22 protein-coding genes are annotated in these 23,269 nt (G+C 75.1%); 7 read left to right on the top strand and 15 right to left on the bottom strand.

The genetic code is table 11. The annotated features are described in order from the left end of the window. Nucleotides 1-145: 145 nt before the first annotated feature. The 3 genes from ACH01S_RS02945 to ACH01S_RS02935 all read left to right on the top strand — a co-directional run bounded on the left by ACH01S_RS02945 (nucleotide 146) and on the right by ACH01S_RS02935 (nucleotide 4,047). Entirely contained in the window at nucleotides 146-1,114 is a 969-nt protein-coding gene (locus ACH01S_RS02945; protein WP_067884999.1) for a DMT family transporter, read from the top strand. 36 nt (nucleotides 1,115-1,150) lie between these two features. Then, nucleotides 1,151-3,103: a Stk1 family PASTA domain-containing Ser/Thr kinase gene (gene pknB, locus ACH01S_RS02940; protein WP_067884997.1), complete on the top strand. Its 1,953-nt coding sequence runs from the start codon at nucleotides 1,151-1,153 to the stop codon at nucleotides 3,101-3,103. Nucleotides 3,104-3,183: 80 nt separating this feature from the next. Further along, nucleotides 3,184-4,047 carry a deoxyribonuclease IV gene (locus tag ACH01S_RS02935; protein ID WP_067884995.1) on the top strand — a complete coding sequence of 288 codons (864 nt, stop codon included), beginning with the start codon at nucleotides 3,184-3,186 and terminating at the stop codon, nucleotides 4,045-4,047. A 465-nt stretch (nucleotides 4,048-4,512) separates the two neighbouring features. On the opposite strand, the gene ACH01S_RS02930 is transcribed toward ACH01S_RS02935, so the two are convergent. From ACH01S_RS02930 to ACH01S_RS02910, 5 genes are all read right to left on the bottom strand, one after another. Next, a complete protein-coding gene (locus ACH01S_RS02930; protein WP_218010124.1) occupies nucleotides 4,513-6,231 on the bottom strand; it encodes a sodium:solute symporter family transporter in 1,719 nt (572 codons plus the stop codon). Further along, nucleotides 6,228-6,713 (bottom strand): hypothetical protein, encoded by a 486-nt coding sequence (locus tag ACH01S_RS02925; RefSeq protein ID WP_067884993.1) that lies wholly within the window; start codon nucleotides 6,711-6,713, stop codon nucleotides 6,228-6,230. Before ACH01S_RS02925 ends, ACH01S_RS02930 begins: the two co-directional genes overlap by 4 nt. Further along, a complete protein-coding gene (locus ACH01S_RS02920; RefSeq protein WP_067884990.1) occupies nucleotides 6,710-7,513 on the bottom strand; it encodes a LytR/AlgR family response regulator transcription factor in 804 nt (267 codons plus the stop codon). Before ACH01S_RS02920 ends, ACH01S_RS02925 begins: the two co-directional genes overlap by 4 nt. Nucleotides 7,514-7,588: 75 nt before the next feature. After that, nucleotides 7,589-9,133, bottom strand: coding sequence for a histidine kinase (locus tag ACH01S_RS02915; RefSeq protein WP_067884988.1), 1,545 nt, complete (start codon nucleotides 9,131-9,133; stop codon nucleotides 7,589-7,591). 109 nt (nucleotides 9,134-9,242) lie between these two features. Beyond that, nucleotides 9,243-9,866, bottom strand: a complete 624-nt coding sequence (locus ACH01S_RS02910) for a sulfite oxidase-like oxidoreductase (protein WP_067884986.1) — start codon at nucleotides 9,864-9,866, stop codon at nucleotides 9,243-9,245. 282 nt (nucleotides 9,867-10,148) lie between these two features. Between ACH01S_RS02910 and aroF the strand changes: the two genes are divergently transcribed. The 3 genes from aroF to ACH01S_RS02895 all read left to right on the top strand — a co-directional run bounded on the left by aroF (nucleotide 10,149) and on the right by ACH01S_RS02895 (nucleotide 13,342). Further along, nucleotides 10,149-11,195, top strand: coding sequence for a 3-deoxy-7-phosphoheptulonate synthase (gene aroF / locus ACH01S_RS02905; protein ID WP_067884984.1), 1,047 nt, complete (start codon nucleotides 10,149-10,151; stop codon nucleotides 11,193-11,195). Nucleotides 11,196-11,436: 241 nt separating this feature from the next. Continuing rightward, entirely contained in the window at nucleotides 11,437-12,402 is a 966-nt protein-coding gene (locus tag ACH01S_RS02900; RefSeq protein WP_067885285.1) for a DMT family transporter, read from the top strand. Nucleotides 12,403-12,442: 40 nt separating this feature from the next. Continuing rightward, complete coding sequence (locus ACH01S_RS02895; protein WP_067885283.1) at nucleotides 12,443-13,342, top strand: DUF5954 family protein; 900 nt, start codon at nucleotides 12,443-12,445, stop codon at nucleotides 13,340-13,342. A 13-nt stretch (nucleotides 13,343-13,355) separates the two neighbouring features. Here the strand turns inward: ACH01S_RS02895 and thiI are convergent, their stop codons facing one another. The 5 genes from thiI to ACH01S_RS02870 form a co-directional block, all read right to left on the bottom strand. Then, nucleotides 13,356-14,582 carry a tRNA uracil 4-sulfurtransferase ThiI gene (gene thiI, locus ACH01S_RS02890; protein ID WP_067884982.1) on the bottom strand — a complete coding sequence of 409 codons (1,227 nt, stop codon included), beginning with the start codon at nucleotides 14,580-14,582 and terminating at the stop codon, nucleotides 13,356-13,358. A gap of 100 nt (nucleotides 14,583-14,682) precedes the next feature. After that, a complete protein-coding gene (locus tag ACH01S_RS02885; protein WP_067884981.1) occupies nucleotides 14,683-15,708 on the bottom strand; it encodes a 6-phosphofructokinase in 1,026 nt (341 codons plus the stop codon). 105 nt (nucleotides 15,709-15,813) lie between these two features. After that, entirely contained in the window at nucleotides 15,814-16,485 is a 672-nt protein-coding gene (locus tag ACH01S_RS02880; RefSeq protein ID WP_174564852.1) for a response regulator, read from the bottom strand. Between the two features lie 264 nt (nucleotides 16,486-16,749). Then, the gene (gene macS / locus ACH01S_RS02875; RefSeq protein WP_067884976.1) at nucleotides 16,750-17,919 is read right to left on the bottom strand and encodes a MacS family sensor histidine kinase; all 1,170 of its coding nucleotides are present in this window, start codon (nucleotides 17,917-17,919) and stop codon (nucleotides 16,750-16,752) included. Nucleotides 17,920-17,937: 18 nt separating this feature from the next. Continuing rightward, nucleotides 17,938-18,672 (bottom strand): lysophospholipid acyltransferase family protein, encoded by a 735-nt coding sequence (locus ACH01S_RS02870; protein WP_067884974.1) that lies wholly within the window; start codon nucleotides 18,670-18,672, stop codon nucleotides 17,938-17,940. A gap of 342 nt (nucleotides 18,673-19,014) precedes the next feature. Here ACH01S_RS02870 and ACH01S_RS02865 point away from each other — a divergent pair, with 342 nt between their 5' ends. Continuing rightward, a complete protein-coding gene (locus tag ACH01S_RS02865; RefSeq protein WP_067884972.1) occupies nucleotides 19,015-19,851 on the top strand; it encodes a hypothetical protein in 837 nt (278 codons plus the stop codon). Here the strand turns inward: ACH01S_RS02865 and ACH01S_RS02860 are convergent. Genes ACH01S_RS02860 through ACH01S_RS02840 form a run of 5 tightly spaced genes read right to left on the bottom strand, consistent with a single transcriptional unit; the run spans nucleotide 19,848 to nucleotide 23,244 of the window. Then, on the bottom strand, nucleotides 19,848-20,552 hold the full coding sequence (locus ACH01S_RS02860) for an endonuclease/exonuclease/phosphatase family protein (RefSeq protein WP_067884970.1): 705 nt from the start codon (nucleotides 20,550-20,552) through the stop codon (nucleotides 19,848-19,850). The genes ACH01S_RS02865 and ACH01S_RS02860 overlap by 4 nt on opposite strands. Before the next feature lie 16 nt (nucleotides 20,553-20,568). After that, the gene (locus tag ACH01S_RS02855) at nucleotides 20,569-21,537 is read right to left on the bottom strand and encodes an ROK family glucokinase (protein WP_067884968.1); all 969 of its coding nucleotides are present in this window, start codon (nucleotides 21,535-21,537) and stop codon (nucleotides 20,569-20,571) included. 46 nt (nucleotides 21,538-21,583) lie between these two features. Next, complete coding sequence (locus ACH01S_RS02850; protein WP_067884966.1) at nucleotides 21,584-21,928, bottom strand: hypothetical protein; 345 nt, start codon at nucleotides 21,926-21,928, stop codon at nucleotides 21,584-21,586. 53 nt (nucleotides 21,929-21,981) lie between these two features. After that, nucleotides 21,982-22,416, bottom strand: a complete 435-nt coding sequence (locus ACH01S_RS02845) for an SRPBCC family protein (RefSeq protein WP_067884964.1) — start codon at nucleotides 22,414-22,416, stop codon at nucleotides 21,982-21,984. 60 nt (nucleotides 22,417-22,476) lie between these two features. Further along, on the bottom strand, nucleotides 22,477-23,244 hold the full coding sequence (locus tag ACH01S_RS02840) for a metallophosphoesterase family protein (protein ID WP_067884962.1): 768 nt from the start codon (nucleotides 23,242-23,244) through the stop codon (nucleotides 22,477-22,479). Nucleotides 23,245-23,269: the final 25 nt, after the last annotated feature.

Here is a 23,269-nt window from a genome sequence, read left to right as displayed (position 1 = left end):
CGCTAAAGACTCGGTTACAGCAATATTCGCTGGACCTGAACAGTGGACGGACGCAGACTGGGGCCGTCCACCCCGGGTCCGCGTGCCGCAACCTGGCGCGTCCCTTCGGTGTTCATGGAAACGTCCCAAACCTAAGGTGCGTGACATGCAGCACGAGAACCCCCGCTCGGGCGGGCTCGCCATCGCCGCGGCCGCGGTCACGGTCGTCCTCTGGGCCTCCGCCTTCGTCTCGATCCGCAGCGCGGGCGCCGAGTACAGCCCGGGCGCCCTCGCCCTCGGCCGCCTCCTCGCCGGGACGGTCGTCCTCGGCGCGCTGCTCCTCGTCCGGCGCGAGGGGCTCCCGCCCAGGCAGGCGTGGCCCGGCATCGTCACCGCGGGCGTCCTGTGGTTCGGCGCGTACATGGTCGCGCTGAACTGGGGCGAGCAGCTCGTGGACGCCGGGACCGCCGCGCTCGTCGTCAACATCGGCCCGATCCTGATCGCCCTGCTCGGCGGCTGGCTGCTGAAGGAGGGCCTGTCGTCGCGCCTGCTGGCGGGCCTCGCGGTGTCGTTCGCTGGCGCCGCCGTGGTCGGGCTGTCGATGTCCGGGGAGGGGAGCTCGTCGGTCGGCGGCGTGCTGCTCTGCGTCGCCGCCGCCGTGACGTACGCGGCGGGGGTCGTCAGCCAGAAGCCCGCGCTGCGGCACGCCTCGGCGCTGCAGTTCGCCACGTTCGGCTGCGCGATCGGCGCGCTCGCCACGCTGCCGTTCGCCGGGCAGCTCGTCTCCGAGGCGGCGGACGCCCCGGCGAGCGCCACCCTCAACGTCGTCTACCTCGGCGTCTTCCCCACCGCGATCGCGTTCACGACCTGGGGGTACGCGCTGGCCCGGACGTCCGCCGGGAAGATGGGCGCCACCACCTACGCCGTGCCCGCGATCGTCGTGTTCATGTCGTGGCTGTTCCTCGGCGAGGTCCCCGGGCTCCTCACGCTCGGCGGCGGGCTGCTGTGCCTCGGCGGGGTGGCCGTGTCGCGCAGCACCCGGCCGCTGCGGCGGCGCGCCCCGGTGGACCCGTCCGCCCCGCCCGTCCCACCGGGGACGGACCCCGGGCTCGTCGATGCTCATACTCGCGACTGATGAGACCACGTCTGACCGGGCCGTAAACTCGCACCGATGGACGCGACGGGTGCCGATCCCCTCGTCGGGCGGGTGCTCGACGGGCGCTACCGCATTGAGTCCCGCGTCGCGCGGGGCGGCATGGCCACGGTCTACGTGGCCCGCGACATCCGGCTCGACCGCGTGGTCGCGATCAAGATCATGCACGCCGGGCTCGCCGCCGACGAGGACTTCGTCGCCCGTTTCATCGGCGAGGCCAAGGCCGCCGCCGCGCTGTCGCACCCGAACGTCGTCGCCGTCTACGACCAGCGCACCGACGGCGAGCACGTCTTCCTCGTGATGGAGTACGTCGCCGGGCACACGCTCCGCGACGCGCTGAGCTCGCTCGGCCGGCTCGGCCCGCGCGCCGCGCTGGAGATCATGCAGCCGGTGCTCGCCGCGCTCGGCGCCGCGCACCGGGCCGGGCTCGTGCACCGCGACGTCAAGCCCGAGAACGTCCTGATCACCGAGGACGGGCAGGTCAAGGTCGCCGACTTCGGGCTCGCCCGGGCCGAGACGGCGAGCAAGATGACCAAGACCGGCGTGATCATCGGGACGGTCGGCTACCTCGCCCCCGAGCAGGTCATGACCGGCGACGCCGACGTCCGCTCCGACGTGTACGCGGCCGGGGTGATGCTGTTCGAGCTGCTCACCGGACGCCTCCCGCACCAGGGCGACACGCCGCTCGCCGTCGCCTACAAGCACGTCAACGAGACCGTCCCGGCGCCGTCGAGCGTCGTCCCCGGCATCCCGCTCCGGGTCGACGAGCTGGTCACGGACGCCACGAGCCACGACCCGTCCCGCCGCCCGCAGGACGCCAACCAGTACCTCGCCGAGGTGGCCGAGGTGTTCGGCGGGCTGCCGCGCGACATCGACCGGCGGATCGAGGAGGCGTCCCGCACCGAGACCAGCGTGCTGGAGGCCCCGCCGCCGGTCGGCCCGCCCGCGGGGCCGCCCGCGGGGCACACGGCCGTCCTCGACGCCGCCACGCTGCCGCGCGAGTACGCCCCCGCCGCCGAGCGGACCCGCGCCGACCGCGCGATCGGCGCGCTGACCGGCCGGTACGTCCTGGTCGTGCTCGGCACGATCGCGGCGATCACGCTGGGCTGGGCGGTGTGGTACCAGACGTCCGGGCAGTACGAGCACGTCCCGTCGTCCATCATCGGGATGAAGCTCACCGACGCCCGCGACCGGCTGGAGAGCTCCGGCCTGAAGGTCCGCACCGCGAAGGCCGTGTACGACGACCGCGTCCACAAGGGCGACGTGGTGAAGGCCGACCCGCCCGCCGGGGCGCGGATCGCCAGCGGCGAGACGGTGACGCTGACGCCGTCCCGGGGCATCACGCCGCGCAAGGTCCCGGACGTGTCCGGCAAGTCCCTCCCCGAGGCGAAGCAGACCCTGGAGGACGAGGGCTTCAAGGTCGGGCGGACGAGCAGCACGCCGTCCCAGACCGTCGAGCGGGACAGGGTCATCGGCACCGACCCGGAGGCGGGCGAGCGCCGCTCCCCGGACGAGCCGGTCGGCGTCATCCTGTCCACCGGCATGTCGATGCCCGGCCTGATCGGCCAGAACGGCGACACCGCCGCCAACCGGCTCCGCTCCATGGGCCTGAACGTCAAGGTCGAGAAGAAGAAGGTCGACGGGAAGCCGTCCAACACCGTGGTCGAGCAGGACCCGGCCGAGGGCGAGGGCGTCTCCCGGGGCGACGACGTCACGCTCGTCGTCAACAAGCGCGACTGCCTCGTCGACGCGGGCCCGTTCCAGTTCGGCTGCGACGACGACGAGGGGGACCAGAACATCCCCGTCCCCGACCTGACCGGCCGCCGCGTCGACGACGCGAAGAAGGCCCTTGAGGACTCCGGCTTCCGCGTCACCGTGACGGGCTTCGGCGGCGACAACGTCCGCTTCCAGTCGCCGCGCGGCGGCGAGGCCCCGCGCGGGTCCACCGTCACGATCGTCCGGGGGCCGTGAGCGGTCCTTGGACGGGGCCGTGAGCGGGGCCGCGGACGGGGCCGTGAGCGGGCGCGGCGAGCGGATAGGCTGAACCCGCCATGACCTCACCCACCGCCCCTCCCACCAGCCCCGTCGGGGGCCACGTGCCCGTGGCGGGCGGCCTCGCCACCGGCGGCCTGAAGTACGCGGCCGACATCGGCGCCGAGGCGATCCAGGTGTTCGTCGCCAACCCGCGCGGCTGGGCGCAGCCCGCGGGCAAGCCCGCCGAGGACGAGAAGCTGCGCGCCCGCGTCGACGTCCCCGTGTACGTGCACACGCCGTACCTGGTCAACGTCGGCTCGCCGAACCCGGAGACGCTGGCGAAGTCGCTCGCGAGCATCCGGCACTCGCTCCTGCGGGGGCGGGCGATCGGCGCGCGGGGCGTCGTCGTCCACACCGGCTCGTCGGTGACGCAGACCTACGACGCGGCCATGGCGCAGGTGCACGAGCACGTCCTGCCCCTGCTGGACGAGATCCCCGACGACGGCCCCGACCTCCTCCTCGAACCGATGGCGGGCCAGAACAACATGCTTTGCGCCAGGGTCCAGGAGCTCGGCCCGTTCTTCGAGCGGCTGGAGCACCATCCGAAACTCGGCGTGTGCTTCGACACCTGCCACGCGTTCGCGGCGGGCCACGACCTGGCCGCGCCCGGCGGCGTCAAGGACACGATCGACGCCCTGGTCGCCACCGTGGGCGACGGGCGCCTGAAGCTGGTCCACGCCAACGACTCCAAGGACCCCTGCGCCTCCGGCCGGGACCGCCACGAGAACATCGGCGCCGGGCACATCGGCGAGGCCGCGTTCGGGGAGCTGTTCCGCCACCCGGCGACGGCGGGCGTCCCGTTCCTGATCGAGACGCCGGGACGGGCGCCGGAGCCGCACGGCAAGGACGTCGCGACCCTGAAGCGCCTCCGCGACCAGTGACCCGCCAGGTCCAGGGCTCGGGGGTCCGGGGCTCGGGGGGCCGGGGGGAAAGCGGACTCAGGCGCCGCCGGACAACCCCCCGACTGTCCGACGACGCCTGAGCCACAGGTCGCCGGATCCCACCCCCCCGGTACGGGATCCAGCGACGCACGATCCGGCGTTTCGACTGGCGTTGGCCGGATCTCCGGGTTTGCTCTTGTGGGAGGTTCGCGCCGGGCGCGGCGGCCGCCGGCCGCTCGTCCCGCCGCCCGCCCTCCGGGAGCGGTGCCGCTTGTGGTGCCACTGAGAACTCTAGAGGTGTGGTGCCACCGGTCCGTACAGCGAAAACCCAGCCCTCGGTAAGCGGTCGGTAGTCAGAGATATGCGTAGCGTAGTCGCGCGACGAGTGGTCGGCGGGACGGGACGAACGGTCGTTGGGAACGGTCCACCGCGGGCGTCGCGCGCCGGTCGAGGAATCATGGGCGGTCAGCGGGCGAGCGCGTCCTCGGGCAGGTGGAGGCGCATCATCGCCCGTCCGGCGCGGCGCGGGACGCGGCCCCGGGTCAGCAGCGAGACGCCGACCATGACGGCGAAGGCCAGCGGCGCGGCGACGACGGCGGGCTCGCCGAGGAGGGCGCCCGGCCAGCCCGTCCAGGAGCCGCCGAGGACGCGGACGAGCCCGGCGGCGGCGGCGAGCCCGCCGCCGGTGAGGAGCCCGGCGGCGGCCCCGGCGGCGGTGAGCCCGCGCCACCAGATGCCGAGGACGAGCAGCGGGCACAGCGAGCACGCCGACACGCACAGCGCGGTCGTGACCAGCGCCGCGGCGCCCAGCGGCGCGGCGAGCGGCAGCAGCGCGAGCGGGACGGCGAGCGCCACCGCGACCCCGCCCCGGAACGCCGTGACGCCGCTGCGGCGGCGGGAGCACTGCGAGATCGTCCCGGCGAGGGCGACGACGATCCCGCAGGACGTGGAGATGAACGCGGCGAACGCCCCGGCGGCGACGAGGCCGGTGAGCAGCGCGCCCGCGGGTCCGGGCAGCATGCTGCGCGGCAGCGCGAGGAGGGTCGCGTCGGTGTCGCCGGTCATCAGCAGCTCGGGCGCGTAGAGGCGGCCGAGCGCCGCGTACAGGACGGGGAACACCGAGAACAGCGTGAGCAGGACGGGCACGAACGCGGCGGTGCGCCGGGCGGCGGCCCCGCAGGCGCTCGTGTAGAAGCGCATCAGGATGTGCGGCAGCCCCATCGTGCCGAGCAGGATGCCGAGCAGCGCCGAGTAGGTGCGGAAGAGGCCGTGCTCCTCGCCGCGCGCGAACGGGGTGGACCAGGTGGCGCCGTCCTGGACGGGCAGCCGCTCGGCGTGCGGCGTCGCCGCGCCCGCCGGGAAGACGATCTCGGTGCCGCCGCCGACGCGGTGCCGGCCCGGCGCGAGCGGCACCGGGCCGCCGTCGCGGGGGACGCCGTCGACGCTTCCGCGCGCGGAAACGGTCACGGCGGCGGGCACGGTGACCGCGGCGTCGGCGGCGACGCGGACCCGCGTGACGTGCTCGAAGCGCGGCGGCGCGCCGGCCAGCGGGTCGGGGGCGCCGTCCAGCCGCCACATCGCGGCGAGCGCCACCGCGGGCACCGCGACCGCGACGAGCTTCACCCAGAACTGGACGGCCTGGACGGCGGTGATGCTCCGCGTCCCGCCCGAGGCGACGAGGACCACCGCGACCGCGACGACGACGGCGGGGCCCGCCCAGCCGGGTGCGCCGGTCAGCACCCGCAGCGTGAGGGCCGCGCCCTGGAACTGCGGCAGCAGGTAGAACCAGCCGACGCAGCAGACGCAGCCGGTGACGATCCGCCGGACGGTCCGGGACCCGAGCCGCCATTCGGCGAAGTCCGACACGGTGTAGGCGCCGGACCGGCGCAGCGGCGCGGTGACGAACGCGAGCAGCAGCACGTACGCGGCGGTCGCGGCGATGGGCAGCCACAGCATGTCGGCGCCGTAGGCGAGGACGAGCCCGGCGGTGCCGAGGTAGGCGGCGGCGGACAGGTACTCCCCGCTCACCGCGGACGCGTTCCACCACGGGGTGACGCCGCGGGACGCGCCGAGGAAGTCGGCGGCGGTGCGGGCCCGGCGGCGGCCCCGCACGCCGAACGCGGCGGTCAGCCCGAGCGCCGCGAGCAGCGCGACCGGCGCCGCCGCGGCGGCGACCCCGCTCACCGGCCCCCCGCCGCCCCGCGCCCGGCCGACCCACGCTTTCCCGTCCCGCGCGTGAGCGCGGCGGTCGCGGTGACGGTCGCGCGTTCGGCGCGTTCGGCGCGCTTCAACTGCCAGAGGGCGGTGGCGACCCAGAGGGGCTGGAGGCCCGCCGCGAGGACGGTCCACCACACCGGCACGCCGTCCGCGCGGGCCCGCGCCACGGCCGGGACCAGCGCGAGCAGCGCGGGCAGCCCCGCCACCGCGGCGAGGACGACCGCGCCGGTCCGCAGGGCGATCCCGAGCTGGACGCGGATCAGCGCCCGCGTCTCGGCGGGCCCCGGGACGGTATGGGGCGGGTCGGGATCCGGCGGCTCGCCGCCGGAGTCGTCCGGGTCGGCGCCGGACCGGTCGGCGCCGGACGGACCGGGCCCCGGCCCGCCGGAGGGCCTGCGCTCGCGCGGCGCGGCCGTCGCGGCGCGCGCCGCCCGCCGGTCGCCGGTCATCGCCGGTCACCGCCCCCGGCGCCGCCGCGGGCGCCGCCGTCGGCGGCGTCCGGGTGGTGGAACTTGCGGACGAGCCGGTCCCGCACCTCGCGGGTGTGCCGGCGGCTGACCTGCAGCAGCTCGTCCCCGATCTGGACGGCGGCGCGGCCCCCGTCGAACCGCACCTCGGTGATGTGCGCGGACGCGACGAGCGTGCTGCGGTGGATGCGGATGAACCCGGCCGCCTCCCACCGCTTGGTCAGCGCCGACAGCGGCATCCGGACGAGGTACCCGCCGTCGGCCGTGTGCAGCCGGACGTAGTCGCCCTGCGCCTCGACGTGCGTGACCGCGCGCCGGGACACGAGCCGGGTGCGGCCGCCGAGCTCGACGGGGATCATCTCGTCCTCGGGGTCGCGCGCGTCCCCGCCGCGCGGACCGGCCCGTTCGACGGCCCCCGCCACCCGCCGCACGGACTCGGCGAGCCGCTCGGGCCGGACGGGCTTCAGCAGGTAGTCGAGCGCCCCGAGCTCGAACGCGGTGACGGCGCAGTCGTCGTGCGCGGTCACGAAGACGACGTGCGGGGGCGCGGCGAATCCGGTGAGGAGGCGGGTGAAGTCGAGCCCGTCGAGGCCGGGCATGCGGATGTCCATGAAGACGGCGTCGAGGCGCTCGCCGTCGACCAGCATCCGGCTCAGGTCGCGCAGCGCGGACGAGGCGTCCCCCGCGCAGCCGACCCGTCCGACCCGCGGATCCCGGCGGAGCAGGTAGGTCAGTTCCTCCAGCGCGGGGCGTTCGTCGTCGACGGCCAGGACGTGCAGCATGAGGGCGACTTTGCCGCGATTACCGTCTGTCCGCAATCGGTTCCGAAAAGTGAGTGCCGTGCGGCGGGGCGCTCATCAGTCCGGAAACACTCCGGGGCGGTACTTCGGGACGCGTAAATTTACCTTCGTCCCGGCGCCGAGCGCGGTCTCGACGGTGAGCCCGTACTCGTCCCCGTAGACCTGTCGCAGCCGCTCGTCGACGTTGGCGAGTCCGATGCCCGCGCCGCCGCCCGCGCCGCCCCCGCCGCGCCGCCGCGCCCGGGTCGCGACGCTCCCCCAGCCGGTCGGCCCGGCCCCGCCGAGCGGCGCGGAAAGGATCTCCTGGAGGCGCTCGGGGTCCATGCCGACGCCGTCGTCCTCGACGCTGATCGCGGCCTCGGCGCCGGAGTCGCGCGCGACGATCGAGACGTGGAACGCGTCGGCGCGGCCCGCCATGCCGTGCCGGACGGCGTTCTCGACCAGCGGCTGCAGCGCGAGGAACGGCACCGCGACGGGCAGCACCTCGGGCGCGACGTCCACCCGGAACCGCAGCCGGTCGCCGAACCTCGCCCGCTCCAGCAGCAGGTAGCGGTCGATGGAGCGCAGCTCGTCGGCGAGCGTCGTGAAGTCGCGCGGGTCGCGGAACGAGTAGCGGGCGAAGTCGGCGAAGTCGAGCAGCAGCTCGCGGGCGCGCGACGGGTCGGTGCGGACGAACGAGGCGATCGTGGTCAGCGAGTTGTAGACGAAGTGCGGCGAGATCTGCGCGCGCAGCGCCCGCATCTCGGCCTCGGCGAGCCGGAGCCGGGCGCCGTCCAGCCCGGCGAGCTCCAGCTGGCCGGTGACCAGCCGGGCCGCCTCGCCGACCGCCCGGACCCGCGCGGTCGACGCGTTCCGCCAGTACGCGGTCAGCGCGCCCTCGACGCGTCCCTCGACGGTGAGCGGGGCGACCATCGCGACCCGCGCGGGGCAGCGCGGGTCCGGGCAGCCGAGCAGCTCCGGGGCGATCACCCGCGGCCGTCCGGTGGCGAGGACGGGCAGGGCGTGCCGGACGGCGTCCGCCGCGTGCGCGCCGCGGGCCGCGCCGTCCCAGGCCAGCAGCCGGGGCGCCTCGCGGACCCGGCCCGGCCCGGCGGCCTCGTCCAGGTCGTCGTCCAAGTCGTCCAGGTCGTCGTTCTCGTCCGGCGGCAGGACGGCGACCAGCGCGACGGCCTCGGCGCCGAGCAGGGCGCGCAGCGGGCGGGCGGCCTTGCGCGCCGCCTCCTCGGTCAGGCCGGCGCGCAGGGCCGGGGACGCGCGCGACAGCAGGTGCAGGCTCGCGAACGCGGCGGGCTCGGCCGGACCGGGCGGCGCGCCGCCCGGCGCCAGGCCCGGTGGCGGGCCCGGTGACAGGCGGTGCGGCAGGCGGTGCGGCAGACGGGGCGGCAGGCACCGCGACAAGCGCCGCGACAGGCGCCATGGCAGGCGGGGCGGCAGGCGCCGCCGCGCGGGCGGCCGCGCCCGGAACGGCCCCCGGCGCGGCCACGGCACCGCCGGGGACGGCCGCACCCGCCGGGACAGCCGGCCGCGCAGCGCGCACGCCCCCGCGGTGGCGCCGGAGGCCGCGGCGCACGCCACGACGTCCGCGACGGACGGTAGGAACATGACAACGTACGGTAACGCCTGGCGTCCGCGCGGGCCCGTGTGTTGGCCATTTACGAAGGTCTCGGATGTGTCGCATACGCCCAAGGCGCGCGCGATCCGGGGCGGGCCGTCACAGCGGCGGCGACTCGCCCTCGTCCTCCTGGTAGGAGTAGCGCTGCTCGCGCCAGGGGTCGGCCACGTTGTGGTAGCCGCGCTCCTCCCAGAAGCCGCGCCGGTCCTTGACCAGGTACTCGACGCCCCGGACCCACTTCACGCTCTTCCACGCGTACAGGTGCGGGACGACGACCCGAAGCGGGAACCCGTGGTCGGGGGTGAGCCGCTCGCCGTCGCGGTGGGTGGCGAACATCGTCCCGTCGGCGAGGAAGTCGGTCATCCGGATGTTGGCGCTGTAGCCGTACTCGGCCCAGACCATCACGTGGGTCACGTCCGGGGCGGGCGGGGCCAGCTCGACGACCGCCGAGCACGGGACGCCCTGCCACTCGTTGTCCGGGATGGTGAACTTCGTGACGCAGTGGAAGTCGGCGACGGCGGACGCCTTCGGGAGGGCGTCGAACTCGTCCCACGTCCAGCGGTGCTGCCCGCCGGACTCCGTCGCGCCGAAGACGCGGAAGTCCCAGTCCTTGGGCCGGAACTTCGGCACCGGCCCGTAGTGCAGGACGGGCCAGCCCCGGGGGACGTACTGGCCGGGCGGCAGTTCGCGTGGCGTCGGCGTGGGCCGATCGGGGTGGGACATGACGCGGCCATCCTGCCATCCGGCGTGAGCTGAGCCATATTCGGGGTGGGCTCCCGCCGCACGCCGCGACTTCGGCTACGCTGAGTCCGTGCGCAGCATCGTCTATTTCTTTTGGTACGACCGGCCCGGGAGGCTGGTCTGCCAGACGCTGCGCTGACAGACCACAGAAGGCGAGAGCCCCGGGCCGCATCGGCCCGGGGCTTTCGTCGTCCCAGGGGCCGTTCGCGGGACCCGCCAGGGCACCGGGCGCGCAACCCGGCGAATAAGGAGAGGCAGCACACCATGGTCGTCGTCATGGCCCCGGAGGCCAGCCAAGCGGATGTCAACGCCGTCGTCGCGCTCGTCGAGACGGCGGGCGGCGAGGCGTTCGTCAGCCGCGGCGTGGAGCGGACCATCGTCGGGCTCGTGGGCGACGTCCAGCAGTTCGGCACGCTGAACCTGCGCGGGATGCGCGGCGTCAGCGACGTCGTCCGGATCTCGGCCCCCTACAAGCTGGTCAGCCGGGAGAACCACGCCGAGCGGTCGGTCGTGCGGGTCGGCGGGGTGCCGGTCGGCCCCGGCACGATGACGCTGATCGCCGGGCCGTGCGCGGTGGAGACGCCCGAGCAGACCCTCGGCGCCGCGCAGATGGCGCGGGCGGCCGGGGCGACGCTGCTGCGCGGCGGCGCGTTCAAGCCGCGGACGTCCCCGTACGCGTTCCAGGGCCTCGGCGAGTCGGGCCTGCGGATCCTCGCCGACGTGCGGGCCGAGACGGGCATGCCGATCGTGACCGAGGTGGTGGACGCGGGCGACGTCGAGCTCGTCGCGTCCTACGCGGACATGCTGCAGATCGGCACCCGCAACGCGCAGAACTTCGCGCTGCTGCAGGCGGCGGGCGAGGCGGGCAAGCCGGTGATGCTGAAGCGCGGCATGAACGGGACGATCGAGGAGTGGCTGATGGCCGCCGAGTACGTCGCGCAGCGCGGCAACCTCGACATCGTCCTGTGCGAGCGCGGCATCCGCACGTTCGAGAAGGCGACCCGCAACACGCTCGACATCTCCGCGGTCCCGGTGGCGCAGCGCCTCTCCCACCTGCCGGTGATCGTGGACCCGTCGCACTCGGGCGGCAGCCGCGACCTCGTCCTGCCGCTGACCAGGGCGGCGATCGCGGTCGGCGCGGACGGCGTGATCATCGACGTCCACCCGCACCCGGAGACCGCGCTCTGCGACGGCCCCCAGGCGCTCGTGGACGGCGACCTCCGCGAGCTGGCGAAGCTCGTCCGCGACCTGCCGCCGATGGTCGGCCGGACGCTCACCCCGGCCGCGGACCCGGACGCCGTCCCGGCCTGACCCGCCGCCGTCCCGGCCTGACCCGCCGCCGCGCCGGTCGGCTATCGTGCACGCGTGGAGTACTGGACCCCGAACTGCGGACCGCCCCGCTCCTGACGGGGCGCGGCCGACGCACTCGCGCGCACTGAGACCCGGCCCGGCGCGGCCCGCGCCCGGCCGCGTTCTTCCGTGCCCCGAATCCGGATGATCGTCTCCGTCCGATTCGAGCTCGGGAGCCTTCCTCGTGTCCCAGCGCTGGTCCATGTCCGTATCCACGTCCGCCCGCCGCTCCGCCATCGGCCGTCCCTCGCCCCGCGCGGGCGGGCGCGCCGACATCCTGCTCGCGGCGTCCCTCTGGGGGACGACCGGGACCGTCCGCACCTTCGCGGGCGGGTCGTCCGCCCTGTCGGTCGCGGCCGTCCGCATCATCATCGGCGGGCTGGTCCTGCTCGCCGCCGCCGCGTTCACCCGGCGCGGCGCGGGGCTGCGACGGCTGCTCCGCGTCCGCCGCAACCTGCCGCTGATCGGCGTCGGCGCGGTCGCGATCGCCGTCTACCAGACGGCGTTCTTCGCCGCCGCCGGGCGGACCGGCGTCGCGGTCGCCACGGTCGTCACGATCGGGAGCGCGCCCGCGTTCACCGGCGTGCTCGGCGTCGCGGCCCGGCGGTCCGCGCCGACCGGCCGGTGGGCGCTGTCGACGGCCGGGGCCGTCACCGGCTGCGCGCTGCTCGTCGGCGGCGGGCAGGACGCGGGCGCCGAGCCGGCCGGCATCGGGCTGTCGCTGCTGTCCGGGCTGTCGTACGCGGTGTACGCGACGATCGCGTCCGACCTGATCACGCGGGGCGAGGACGACCGGGCCGTCGCGGGGGCGCTGTTCGCGGCGGCGGCCGTCCCGCTCGTCCCGGTGCTGGCCGTCGCGCCCGCGGGCTGGGCGCTGACCTGGTCCGGCGGCCTGATCGCTCTTTACCTCGGCGTGCTCACCACGGGCGGCGGCTATCTGCTGTTCGCGCGCGGCCTGCGCACGACGCCCGCCACGACCGCGACGACGCTGACGCTCGCGGAGCCCGCGGTCGCCGCCGTGCTCGGCACGGCCCTGCTCGGCGAGCGGCTCGGCGGCCCCGCGCTCGCCGGGCTCGCGCTGCTGGCCGCGAGCCTCGTGGTGCTCGTCGCGCCGGTCCGGCGGCGGACGGGGGGCGGTCGCGCACAGGGCGGTAACGAATTGGTCTGAACCATTGGCCGCCGAGGGCGCGGCGAGGATGATGTCCCGCATGACTACGGGCGATGGTGACGCCGGGGGGCGGCTGTTCCCGGAGGATCTGGACGGCGTCGACCCCGTCGCGGCGGTCGTGCTGGCGGACGCCCGCCGCGCCCTGTCCGCCTACCCGGAGCTGGTCGTCGTCGGCGCGCTGTTCACGGCCGCCGAACAGGTCCGGGACGGCTGGCAGGTGGTGTGCCAGTGCGATCCGCTGCCGCAGGGCGCGCGCGAGCTGCTGGCCGTCCACCTGGAGGAACGGGCGGCGGCCGGCGCGCCGGACAGCGCCGGGCTGCGCGCCGCCGCGCGGCGGCTGCAGGACGAGCCGGTCGACGAGGTGGCGGCGGGCGGGCGGCGGTTCCGGATCGTGCGGATCGAGCAGCTCGTCCGCACCGGCCCGGACGGCCCCGAGCCGCCCCGCCCGACCGACCTCGACGAGCCGCCCGCCGGCGGGCGCGGGACGCAGGTCCGGCCCTACGACTTCCTGGCCGAGGACGGCCCCGGCGCCGACTTCGCGATGACCGAGCTGCTGTGCCAGGTGCTGGACGCGGCCGCCGCGGCGGGCGGCGAGCCGTCCGGCGCGTACCTCACCCCGGTCGCGCTGGCGCCCGCGTTCACGGTCGCCGAGCGGACCGAGCGGCGGTGGCGCCCGGTCGGGCGGCTGCACGACGCCCCGCGGCAGGCCCGCGACGCGCTGGTCACCTACTTCCGGCACGTGGTGCCCGCGGTGGAGAGCCCGGGCGCGACGGACGTGGCGCAGTTCGCCGAGGCGGCCGAGCTGATGGCCGACGACACGCGCCGCAACGGCATCGCCGTCGCCGGGCGCCGGTTCCGGATCGTCCGCGTCGAGCGGATCACGCTGCTCGGCCCGGACGGCCCCGAGCCGCCGCGCCCCACCGACTTCGACGCCCGCTGAGCGCCCCGGCCGCCTAGGAGTCGCCGTAGACGGGGCGGTGCTCCTGGACCGAGTCGGCGAGCTGGTCGGCCAGCTCCCCCACGTCGAGGCGCTTCTCGATCTGCCGCAGGTCGTCGATCTTGGCCTTGGTCTCGGCGCGGCGCGGCGCGAGCATGGTGCAGCAGTCCTCGTCCGGCAGCTCGGAGATCGACAGGGTGCTGATCCGGCGGGCCTGGTCCATGATCTCGACCTTGTCCATGCCGACGAGCGGGCGCAGGATCGGCAGCTCGACGGCGTCGTCCAGCGCGGTGAGGTTCGCGAGCGTCTGGCTGGACACCTGGCCGAGCGCGTCGCCGGTGATCAGCGCGCCGCCGCGCAGCCGCTTGGCGAGCACCTCGCCGGTGCGCAGCATCAGCCGGCGCTGCGCGATCACGGCGAGCCGGTCGGCGCCGGACGACTTGATCTGCTGCTGCGCCTTGCCGAACGGGACGACGAACAGCCGCGACCCGCCCTGGAACCGGTCCAGCTCGCGGACCAGCGCGTACGCCTTGTAGATCGACTCGGGCCCGGTGAAGGGCATGCCGGAGAAGTGCAGGTAGTCGACGCGCAGGCCGCGCCGCATCATCCGGTACGCGGCGACCGGCGAGTCGATCCCGCCGGACATCAGCACGAGCGCCCGGCCGCTCATCCCGACGGGCAGCCCGCCCTGGCCGGGCAGGCCGCCTGAGTAGACGAACACCTCGTCGCGGTCGACCTCGATCGACAGCGTGTGGTCGGGGTCCTTGAGCTTGACGGGCTGGCCGTACTTGTCGGCGACGAGCGCGCCGATGTGCCGGTCGAGCTCGGTGGAGGTCATCGGGAACCGCTTGTCGCGGCGCCGGGACCGGACGGCGAACGTGCCGGCGCGGCCGTCCATCAGCTCCAGGGCGGCGCGCTCGACGCTGGCGAGGTCCTTGCCGACCCGCCAGGCGCGGTGCGCCCAGACGATCCCCATCACGTCGGTGATCCGCTGCGCGATCCGGCCCATCGTGGCGAGGTCGGCATCGTGCTTGCGGACGATGAACACGCCGTGGCGGCGGACGACGTCCACCCGGGCGATCGGGCGGACGGCCTGCCGCACGTTGTCGGCGAGGCGGCGCTCGAACAGCTCGCGGTTCTTGCCCTTGAGGACGACCTCGCCCAGCTTGAGCAGCACGCACGGCTCGCCGTCGACCGGCGACTGCTCCCGGACGTCCGCGGGCGCGGTGTCGAGCGTGGTCATGCGTGATCCTCCCGGCGGGAACAGGTCAAGGACGGGTCTCCAGTGTGGCCCAGAGAGACCAACATCGCGACCGCGTACGGCTGTTCCCGCCATGGGAGGGTCAGCCGAAGAAGACCTCGGCCTCGGAGTAGCGCTCCAGCGGGACGGTCTTCAGCTCCTTGGTCGCCTCGTCCAGCCCGACCCGGACGATCGAGGTGCCCTGGAGCGCGACCATCCTGCCGTAGTCGCCGTCCTTGACCGCGTCGATCGCCTGGAGGCCGAAGCGGGTGGCGAGGACGCGGTCGAACGCCGTCGGGGTGCCGCCGCGCTGGATGTGCCCGAGCACGGTGGCGCGGGCCTCCTTGCCGGTGCGCTTCTCGATCTCGTCGGCGAGGGCCTGGCCGATGCCGCCGAGCCGGACGTGCCCGAACGAGTCGCGCTCCTTGGTCTGGAGCTGCATCTGCCCGTCGACCGGGTGCGCGCCCTCGGACACGACGATGATCGGCGCGTAGCGGGTCTTGAACCGGCTCTCCACGTACTGGCAGACCTTCTCGATGTCGAAGGGCCGCTCGGGGATCAGGATGACGTTGGCGCCCGCGGCCATCCCGACGTGCAGCGCGATCCAGCCCGCGTGCCGCCCCATGACCTCGCAGATCAGCGCGCGGTGGTGGCTCTCGGCGGTGGTGTGCAGCCGGTCGACGGCCTCCATGCCGATGTTCACCGCGGTGTCGAACCCGAAGGTGTAGTCGGTGGCGTTGAGGTCGTTGTCGATCGTCTTCGGGACGCCGACGACGTTGACGCCGTTGGCGTACAGCTCGCGGGCGACGCCGAGGGTGTCCTCGCCGCCGATGGCGATCAGCGCGTCCACGCCGAGCCCGGCGAGGTTGTCCTTGATCCGCTCGATGCCGCCCTCGACCTTGACCGGGTTCGTCCGGGACGAGCCGAGGATCGTCCCGCCGCGGGGCAGGATGCCGCGCACGGCCTGGACGTCGAGCGCCACGGTGTCGCCTTCGAGGGGGCCGCGCCAGCCCGCCCGGAAGCCCACGAACTCGTAGCCGTAGACCTGGACGCCCTTGCGCACGACCGCGCGGATCACCGCGTTCAGGCCGGGGCAGTCGCCGCCCCCGGTCAGCACTCCGACGCGCATGCCGTCTCCTTGTCCCGCCACCGGGCTCCTCCCTCGATCCACATGGTCAGACTAGCCGTCCGCGCACGGCGGAACGCGGCATTCACCGGGGCGACCGGCGTGCCGTCATTGGTCTAGACCATAGCCGTTCGGCGGGCGCCCGGCGTCCCGATCGAGCCCTTTCTCGATGGCGTACCGGACGAGCTCGACGCGGTTGTGGAGCTGGAGCTTGCGCAGGGTGTTCTGCACGTGGTTCTGCACCGTCCGATGGGACAGCACGAGCCGCTCCGCGATCTGCCGGTAGGTCAGCCCCTTCGCGACGAGGCGCAGCACCTCGGTCTCGCGGTCGGTGAGGCGGGGCGCGCCGTCGGCGGCGGGCGCGGGCCCGGCGGCGAGGCGGCGGTACTCGCCGAGGACGAGCCCGGCGAGCCCCGGCGTGAACACGGCGTCGCCCTCGCCGGTGCGGCGGACGGCGTCGAGGAACTCCTCCCGCGCGGCGGACTTGAGCAGGTAGCCGGTCGCGCCCGCCTTGACCGCGTCGAGGACGTCCTGCTGCTCCCCGCTCGCCGACAGCACCAGCACCCGGACCGGCGGGTCGGCGGCCGCCAGGCGCCGGGTCACCTCGACGCCGCTGACGTCGGGGAGCTGGAGGTCGACGACGGCGACCTGCGGGCGCGCGGCGGCGGCGACGCGGACGGCGGCCCGCCCCTCCCCCGCGGTCGCGACGACCTCGTGCCCGGCCTCGGCGAGGTCGCGGGCGACGGCCTCGCGCCACATGGGGTGGTCGTCCACGACCATGACCCGGAGAGGAGCCTCGCTCACGCCCCCGGCCCTTTCCGGGGGGCGACCCGCAGACCCCCGAAGGGGTGTCGCCGTGGTCCTCGCTTCGCTGCGGTCATGGCAGCAATCCCCTCCTGGGGGACGACCCCCAGACCCCCGAAGGGGTGCGCCATGATCTTCGCCTCGCTGCGGTCATGGCAGCAGTCCCCTTCTGGGGGGCGACCCCCAGACCCCCGAAGGGGTGCGCCATGATCCTCGCTTCGCTGCGGTCATGGCGCCACCCTAGCCGCGGGGCACGGTCATCTCGATCTCCGTGCCCTGGCCCGGGGCGGACGCGATCGCCACCGTCCCGCCGAGGTCGCGGATCCGGCCCCGGATGGACTGGGCGACGCCGAGCCGCCCGCCCGCCGCGGCCTCGTCCAGCCGCCCGGCGGGGATGCCGGGGCCGTCGTCGCGGACGCTGACCGCCACCTCGCCGGGGCCGTCCTCCAGCAGGACCCAGGCGCGGGCGCCGGGGCCGCAGTGGCGGCGGACGTTGTCCAGCGCCGCCGCGACCGCCGCCGCCACCTCCCGCGCGGCGTGCGCGGGCAGCCGGACCTCCGTCGCGGGCGTGGACACGGTCACGGACGCCGACGCGTGCGCGGTCAGCAGCGGGCGCAGGTCGGCGTCGGCCACGGCGTCCCCGCCCGCCTCCCGGACCGGGTTCGCGCCGATCAGGGACCGCAGCGCCGCCTCCTGCTCGCCCGCCAGCCGGCCGAGCTCGGCCGCCTCGCCGCCGAGCTCCCCGCCGCGCCGCCGCACCATCGCGAGCACCTGGAGCACCGAGTCGTGGATGCCGCGGGCGAGCCGCTCCCGCTCCCGGGTCGCCGACTCCAGCTCCACCGCCCGCGCGAGCCGCGCCTCGGCGTCCAGGGCCAGCCGGACGACGTGCCCCACCACGAGGCCCGCGAAGACCAGCAGGACGATGCCGTTGAACGTCCGCGAGCCCATCCCGCCCGTCGTCCCGGCGATGGCGTGGACCAGCAGGTTCGCGGCGGCGAGCACCAGCGCGGCGAGCACGCCGACCCGGCGCCCGCCCGCCACCGCCCACGCCAGCACCGGCGCCGCCACCCACGACACCGGCAGCGTCGGGCGCCCCGCCTGGATGTTCGGCACCGTCTCCACCCACGCGGTCGCGAGCAGGCACCCGGCCGCCACCGCGAGGTCGGCGGCCAGCAGTGGCCAGCCCCGCCGGTCCCACCCCCGCCGCCGCGGGTCGGCGTAGGCGTGGACGGCGTACGCCGTCCACGCGGCCATGACGCCGAGCACCGCCCAGCCCGCGGCCGGACGGGCGTACCCGCCGAAGTTCATGGCGATCACGACCGCCGCGTACCCGAGCGCGAGGACGCGGTAGACCGCCACGGCCCGCCACAGCGCGGCCTCCAGCCCGAGCCCCGGCTCGCCGCCGCTCATCCCCGCCCGGCTCCGCCGCTAGCCCCGGTCGCTGAGGCCGCCGTCGTCGTCGACCGGCACGACCGTCTTCCCGGCCAGCTCCGCCTTCACCTCGGCGGCGTACCGGTCGACGTACTCCTGCCCGGACAGCTCCCGGATCGCCTGCATGATCTCGTCGGTGATCTGCCGCAGGACCTCCCGGTCGTCCTCCCGGCCGTAGTAGCGGGAGAAGTCCATCGGCTCGCCGAACCGCACCCCGGGCCGCACCCCGAGCCGCGGCAGGGTCCGGCCGGGCGGCATCAGCCGGTGCGTGTTGATCATCGCCATCGGGATCACCGGGACCCGCGACTTCAGCGCCAGCCGCGCCACCCCCGTCTTGCCCCGGTACAGCCGCTCGTCGGGCGCGCGGGTGCCCTCCGGGTAGATGCCGAGCAGCTTGCCCTCCGCGAGGATGCGCAGCCCCGTCTGCAGCGCGGCCTCGGAGGCGGAGCCGCCCGTCCGGTCCACCGGCACGACGCCGACCCCGGTGAAGAAGCCCTTGCTGATCAGACCCTTCAGGCCCTTGCCGGTGAAGTACTCGCCCTTGCCGATGAAGAAGATCGGGCGCAGCAGCGGCAGCGGCCCGAAGAAGTGGTCGGCGAACGACAGGTGGTTGCTGACGAGCAGCGCCGGGCCCCGCTTCGGGACGTTCCGCGTCCCCCGGTTCCGCGGCCACCATCCGAGGTAGAGGAAGGGGGAGAGAACGACCCTGAGCAGGATCCAGAACCAGAGCATGCGGGGACCTTCCTCGGACCGGGCGCCTCCGGGGCGGCGCGTCCGGCCCCTGGCAGACGGGATGATGGGACATCCTCCCACTCCGCGTCCCGCCCTTCTACCGGCCGGTACGCGGGCGTCGCCGGGTCCCGGGAATGAACGTAGGGTTTGATGCGTCAATCTCAATCGGGTGCGCCGCGGGGCTTGTCCCGGGCCGCGCAGCGAATACCGTGGGACACACGTTTTCAGGGTGTCCGGACGGGCCGCCGCGGGCGGCGCGGCCGGACGCACATGTCGATGGGGAGCGGAGGCCGTCATGCCGAGGCTGTCGGCCACGCCGGAGTGCCCGAAGGAGCCGGCCCCGTGAATCGCCGTGGCAATGGACTGTCAGCGGACGCCTACGCCCCACTGGTCGACCTCGCCCCGCACCTGGCCGACGCGATGCTCGCGGCCCTGCGCGAGGCCGGGGTGGCGGCCTACGCGTCCTCGCCGTCCGATCTCGCCGACCTGGCCGAGCTCGCCGAGCCCGCCGGCGAGGGCGTCTCCGGCGACCTGCTCGACCGGCTCTACGTCGACGTCGACATGAAGCCCGCCGCCGAGGGCATCCTGCGCGCCCACCTCGCCCGGCTGCGCGACGCGTCCGCCCGCGGCCCGGAGGAGCCGTCCGAGCGCCCCGAGGCCGACGTCGACGTCGCCGCGCCCCGCGACGCCGAGGGCGGCGCCGCCCCCGCCAAGGACGCGGGCGACGTCGCCGAGCGCGACGAGGACGCCATCTGGGCCGAGATCGTCGCGGGCTTCGACTCCACCCCCGACGGCGACGACGTCCCCTGGCCGGACGAGGAGAACGTCCGCGAGCCCGCCGAGCCGCCCCGCGAGGGCGACGACCGCACCGGCCGCCTCCCCCGCGCCCGCGTCATCAAGGCCGCCGAGCCCCCGGACTTCCCGCCCGACGCCGACGACGACGCCCACTACGTCCCGCCGCCTCCCCCGCCGCTGCCGAGCGCCGACCCGCTGACCAAGGGCGCCTGGATCGCCCTCATCGGCGGCCCGCTCTACCTCCTCGTCACCGTCATCCTCGACTGGGAGGTCCCCGGCTGGGCCGCCTTCCTCGCCGTCGCCGCCTTCATCGGCGGCTTCGTCACCCTCGTCCTCCGCATGGGCGACGAACCAAGAGACCCCGACGACGGAGCTGTCGTCTAGGGAAGCTCCAGTTCCGCCAGGAGGGGGCGGTGGTCCGTCGCCTCTGGGTAGAGGGTCGTCAGGGTCGGGTCGGCCGTGGGGACGCCGCAGCCGGTGATCCGGATGTCCGGGTCGGTGAAGACGGCGTCTATGCGGCGGGTCGGGTTCCGGGAGGAGAACGTCAGCTCCTCGCCGGACGGGGCGGTGGCGTAGGCGTCCTGGAAGCGGTCGGTGAGGAGGGTCCAGGACGGGCCGCCCGGCTCCTCGTTGACGTCGCCCGCGAGGACCACCGGGGCGCGGTGGCGGGCGCGGGCGCGGTCCAGGTGGGCGAGGATCTCGCGGACGTGGCGCAGGCGCGGCCCGTCCCGCAGGTCCAGGTGCGTGCTGGCGGCGATGACGCGCGCGCCGTCCACGTCCAGGACGGCGATCGCGAGGGCGCGGCGGTGCAGGTCCGGGTCCGGGGTGAGCAGGTGGAACTCGCGGGCCACGCGGCGGACGCGCGGCGCGGCGAGGACGGCGAGCCCGCAGGCCCGCCGTCCCGCCGCGACGCCCATGCCGGACGCGCGGGCCAGCCCGCGGCGCTTCAGCCACCACGTGCCGAAGCGCGGAACCTCCTGGAGGCACAGGACGTCCGGGGCGAGCCCGCGGACGACCCGGGTCAGCGCCGCCGGGTCGTCGCGCAGCGACCGGATGTTATAGCTCAGGAGGCGGAGCGGGGTCACCTCAGACCGCCCCCGGTCAGACGGGGACGTCCTCGCGCGGGCGGACGCGGGCCAGGTCGGCGGCGCCGACGATGCCCGCGGCCGAGCCGAGCTCGGCGATGCGGATGTCGGGCAGCGGGCGGTGGCCGCGGCCGGTCAGCGCGTCCTCGAACGCGGCGCGGATCGGGTCGAGGAGGAGGTCGCCCGCGTCGGAGAGGCCGCCGCCGATGATGAACGCGCCCGGGTCGAGGATCGCGCTGAGGTCGGCGAGCCCCTGGCCCGCCCAGTGCGCGATGGTGCGGAAGCACTCCAGCGCCGCCTTGTCGCCCTCGCGGGCCGCCTGCGACACCTCGGGGCCGCTGATGCCCTCCGGGCGGCCGTCGCCGAGTTCGAGGAGGCGCCCGGCCATCGCGGGCGCGACCCGCGCGAGGTCGCGGGCCTCGTGGACGAGGGCGTTGCCGCTGGCGTACTGCTCCCAGCAGCCGCGGTTGCCGCAGCCGCAGCGGCGGCCGTCCGGGACGACCCGGAAGTGCCCCATCTCGGCGCCGATGCCGAAGCGGCCCCGGTACAGCTCGCCGTTGATGATGATGCCGCCGCCGATGCCGGTGCCGAGCGCGACCAGGACGAGGAAGTTCTCGCCGCGCCCCGCGCCGAACCTCGCCTCGCCCCACGCGGTGGCGTTGCCGTCGTTCTCCACGACGACGGGCAGCCCGACCAGGCTCTCCACCTTCTCCTTGATCGGCTCCTCCCGCCAGGCGAGGTTCGGCGCGAACAGCACGGTGGAGCGGGACTCGTCGACGAAGCCGGCGGTGCCGAGCCCGACCGCCGTCACCTCCTCGAACTTGCCCTTGAGCAGGTCGACGACCTCGGCGATGGTCTCGGCGGTCTCCTTGGGGTTCGTCGACGGAGTCGGCCGGCGGACCTTCTCCAGGATGGTCCCGCGGTGGTCGACGACCCCGGCGGCGACCTTCGTGCCGCCCACATCAACGCCGATGGTCAGGGCCATGTACGCTTCCTCCTCCTCGCGCGCCCCGGATGGAGCCCGTACCGCACTACCCGATGTCGATGGGTCCGCCGCCGGTGGCGGCGGACCACGGCTCGCCCGTCTCGGGACGTCCCGACCGCTCGGACGTACCCGCCCGCGCCTGCTCCGACGCCTCCGCGGGGCCGTCCCGGCCGCCCGGGGAGGGACGGTCGAACGCCGCCGCCACGTCCAGCGCGGCGGCGAGCAGCGACCGCCCGGCGTCCCGCAGGTGCCCGGCGGCGCTCGCCCAGGGCTCCGCGCCCGGCCCGCGGGCGCCGTCGGGGGCGGTGCCGGGGCCGCCGCCGACCCGCTTGATCAGCGCGTCGACCAGTCTGGCGGCCTCGGTGAGGGCGTCGCCCGGGTGCTCGCTCATGGGTCCATCTTCCATCCGTCGTCGGCGTGAACGGTATCGCCTCCGTGACGTGCTCAGCTTTCTACGTGGCGCTTGAGGCCCTTGAGCGCGGAGTCGATGATGCGCTTCTCGCCCTTGCGCTTGACCATGCCGATCAGCGGGATGCGGACGTCGACCGCGAGCTCGTAGGTCACCTCGGTCGCGCCGTCCCGCTCGGCGAGGCTGTAGGAGCCGCGCAGGCCGGTGACGACCGAGCCGGGCTCGACCAGCGTCCAGGTGACGCGGTCGTCGTCCTCCCAGGCGTACTCCAGGCCGACGGTGTCGCTGAACGGGCCGCCGTCGAAGGTGAGGCGGGCGCGGGACGCGCGGCCGTCGGCGCCGGTGTCCTGGACGGCGAACCCGCGGATGCCGCTCGCCCACCGCGGGTACTCCTCCAGGTCGGCGATCACCGCCATGACCTCGGCCTTCCCGGCCTTGATCGTGATGGAGGAGCTCGTGCGGTCAGCCATCTGCGTCTCCCTCCGGGTCGCTGAGCCCGTCCGGGCCCGTCTGGTAGAGCAAAGTATCTTTCACACCGTGAGGACGTACGGCACGCCGCGGGCGCGGAAGTGCCCGACGTTCACGCATTCGGTCCGGCCGATACGCGTCCGGGCGGCGAGGGGCTGGTGGACGTGCCCGAACAGCGCGTAGCGCGGCTGCGTCCGGCGGATCGCGTCGAGGACCGCCTCGCTGCCCCGCTCGAACCGGCGCGCCACCGTGTCGTACAGCAGTTCCGGGACGGCGGGCGGGATGTGGGTGCACAGCACGTCCACGGCGCCGACGGCCTCGACCTTGGCGGCGTAGGCGTCGTCGTCCAGCTCGTAGGGGGTGCGGTACTCGGTGCGCAGGCCGCCGCCGACGAACCCGAACCGCAGGCCGCCGATCTCCGCGGTCTCGCCGTCCAGGACGCGGTGCCCCTCCCGCAGGTGCGGCGCCCACATGCGCGGGACGTCGACGTTCCCGTAGGTGAGGTAGGCCGGGGACGGCATCGCCGCGAACAGCTCGGCGTACTGCCGGTCGACGGCGCGCTCGATGTGCGGCCACGGCTCGCCGCCCAGCGACGCCCACAGGCCACGGGAGAACTCGCGGGCCTCGGCGAAGCGCTTCGCGGTCCGCAGCGCGATGAACCGGTCGGCGTTCTCCTGCCCGAACAGCTCGGCGAAGATGCCCTGCCCGTGGTCCTGGTAGTCGACGAAGAGGATCAGGTCGCCGAGGCAGACGAGCGCGTCGGCACCGTCCGCGGCGCCCGCCAGCGCGTCCGCGCGGCCGTGCACGTCGCTCACCACATGGATCCTCATGAACCGACTCTAATGGCGCGGTTCG

This window comes from Actinomadura chibensis NBRC 106107, assembly GCF_001552135.1.
Classification (GTDB): Bacteria; Actinomycetota; Actinomycetes; order Streptosporangiales; family Streptosporangiaceae; genus Spirillospora; species Spirillospora chibensis.
The sequence above is the reverse complement of the archived record's forward strand: the minus strand, read 5'-3'. Positions and strand labels throughout refer to the sequence as shown.

Excerpts from the sequence above, each read along its gene's own strand:
- ACH01S_RS02945 (WP_067884999.1), top strand. The coding sequence starts at position 146 with ATGCAGCACGAGAACCCCCGCTCGGGCGGGCTCGCCATCGCCGCGGCC.
- pknB (WP_067884997.1), top strand. The coding sequence starts at position 1,151 with ATGGACGCGACGGGTGCCGATCCCCTCGTCGGGCGGGTGCTCGACGGG.
- ACH01S_RS02935 (WP_067884995.1), top strand. The coding sequence starts at position 3,184 with ATGACCTCACCCACCGCCCCTCCCACCAGCCCCGTCGGGGGCCACGTG.
- ACH01S_RS02925 (WP_067884993.1), bottom strand. The coding sequence starts at position 6,713 with ATGACCGGCGACCGGCGGGCGGCGCGCGCCGCGACGGCCGCGCCGCGC.
- ACH01S_RS02920 (WP_067884990.1), bottom strand. The coding sequence starts at position 7,513 with ATGCTGCACGTCCTGGCCGTCGACGACGAACGCCCCGCGCTGGAGGAA.
- ACH01S_RS02915 (WP_067884988.1), bottom strand. The coding sequence starts at position 9,133 with ATGTTCCTACCGTCCGTCGCGGACGTCGTGGCGTGCGCCGCGGCCTCC.
- ACH01S_RS02910 (WP_067884986.1), bottom strand. The coding sequence starts at position 9,866 with ATGTCCCACCCCGATCGGCCCACGCCGACGCCACGCGAACTGCCGCCC.
- aroF (WP_067884984.1), top strand. The coding sequence starts at position 10,149 with ATGGTCGTCGTCATGGCCCCGGAGGCCAGCCAAGCGGATGTCAACGCC.
- ACH01S_RS02900 (WP_067885285.1), top strand. The coding sequence starts at position 11,437 with ATGTCCGTATCCACGTCCGCCCGCCGCTCCGCCATCGGCCGTCCCTCG.
- ACH01S_RS02895 (WP_067885283.1), top strand. The coding sequence starts at position 12,443 with ATGACTACGGGCGATGGTGACGCCGGGGGGCGGCTGTTCCCGGAGGAT.
- thiI (WP_067884982.1), bottom strand. The coding sequence starts at position 14,582 with ATGACCACGCTCGACACCGCGCCCGCGGACGTCCGGGAGCAGTCGCCG.
- ACH01S_RS02885 (WP_067884981.1), bottom strand. The coding sequence starts at position 15,708 with ATGCGCGTCGGAGTGCTGACCGGGGGCGGCGACTGCCCCGGCCTGAAC.
- ACH01S_RS02880 (WP_174564852.1), bottom strand. The coding sequence starts at position 16,485 with ATGGTCGTGGACGACCACCCCATGTGGCGCGAGGCCGTCGCCCGCGAC.
- macS (WP_067884976.1), bottom strand. The coding sequence starts at position 17,919 with ATGAGCGGCGGCGAGCCGGGGCTCGGGCTGGAGGCCGCGCTGTGGCGG.
- ACH01S_RS02870 (WP_067884974.1), bottom strand. The coding sequence starts at position 18,672 with ATGCTCTGGTTCTGGATCCTGCTCAGGGTCGTTCTCTCCCCCTTCCTC.
- ACH01S_RS02855 (WP_067884968.1), bottom strand. The coding sequence starts at position 21,537 with ATGGCCCTGACCATCGGCGTTGATGTGGGCGGCACGAAGGTCGCCGCC.
- ACH01S_RS02850 (WP_067884966.1), bottom strand. The coding sequence starts at position 21,928 with ATGAGCGAGCACCCGGGCGACGCCCTCACCGAGGCCGCCAGACTGGTC.
- ACH01S_RS02845 (WP_067884964.1), bottom strand. The coding sequence starts at position 22,416 with ATGGCTGACCGCACGAGCTCCTCCATCACGATCAAGGCCGGGAAGGCC.
- ACH01S_RS02840 (WP_067884962.1), bottom strand. The coding sequence starts at position 23,244 with ATGAGGATCCATGTGGTGAGCGACGTGCACGGCCGCGCGGACGCGCTG.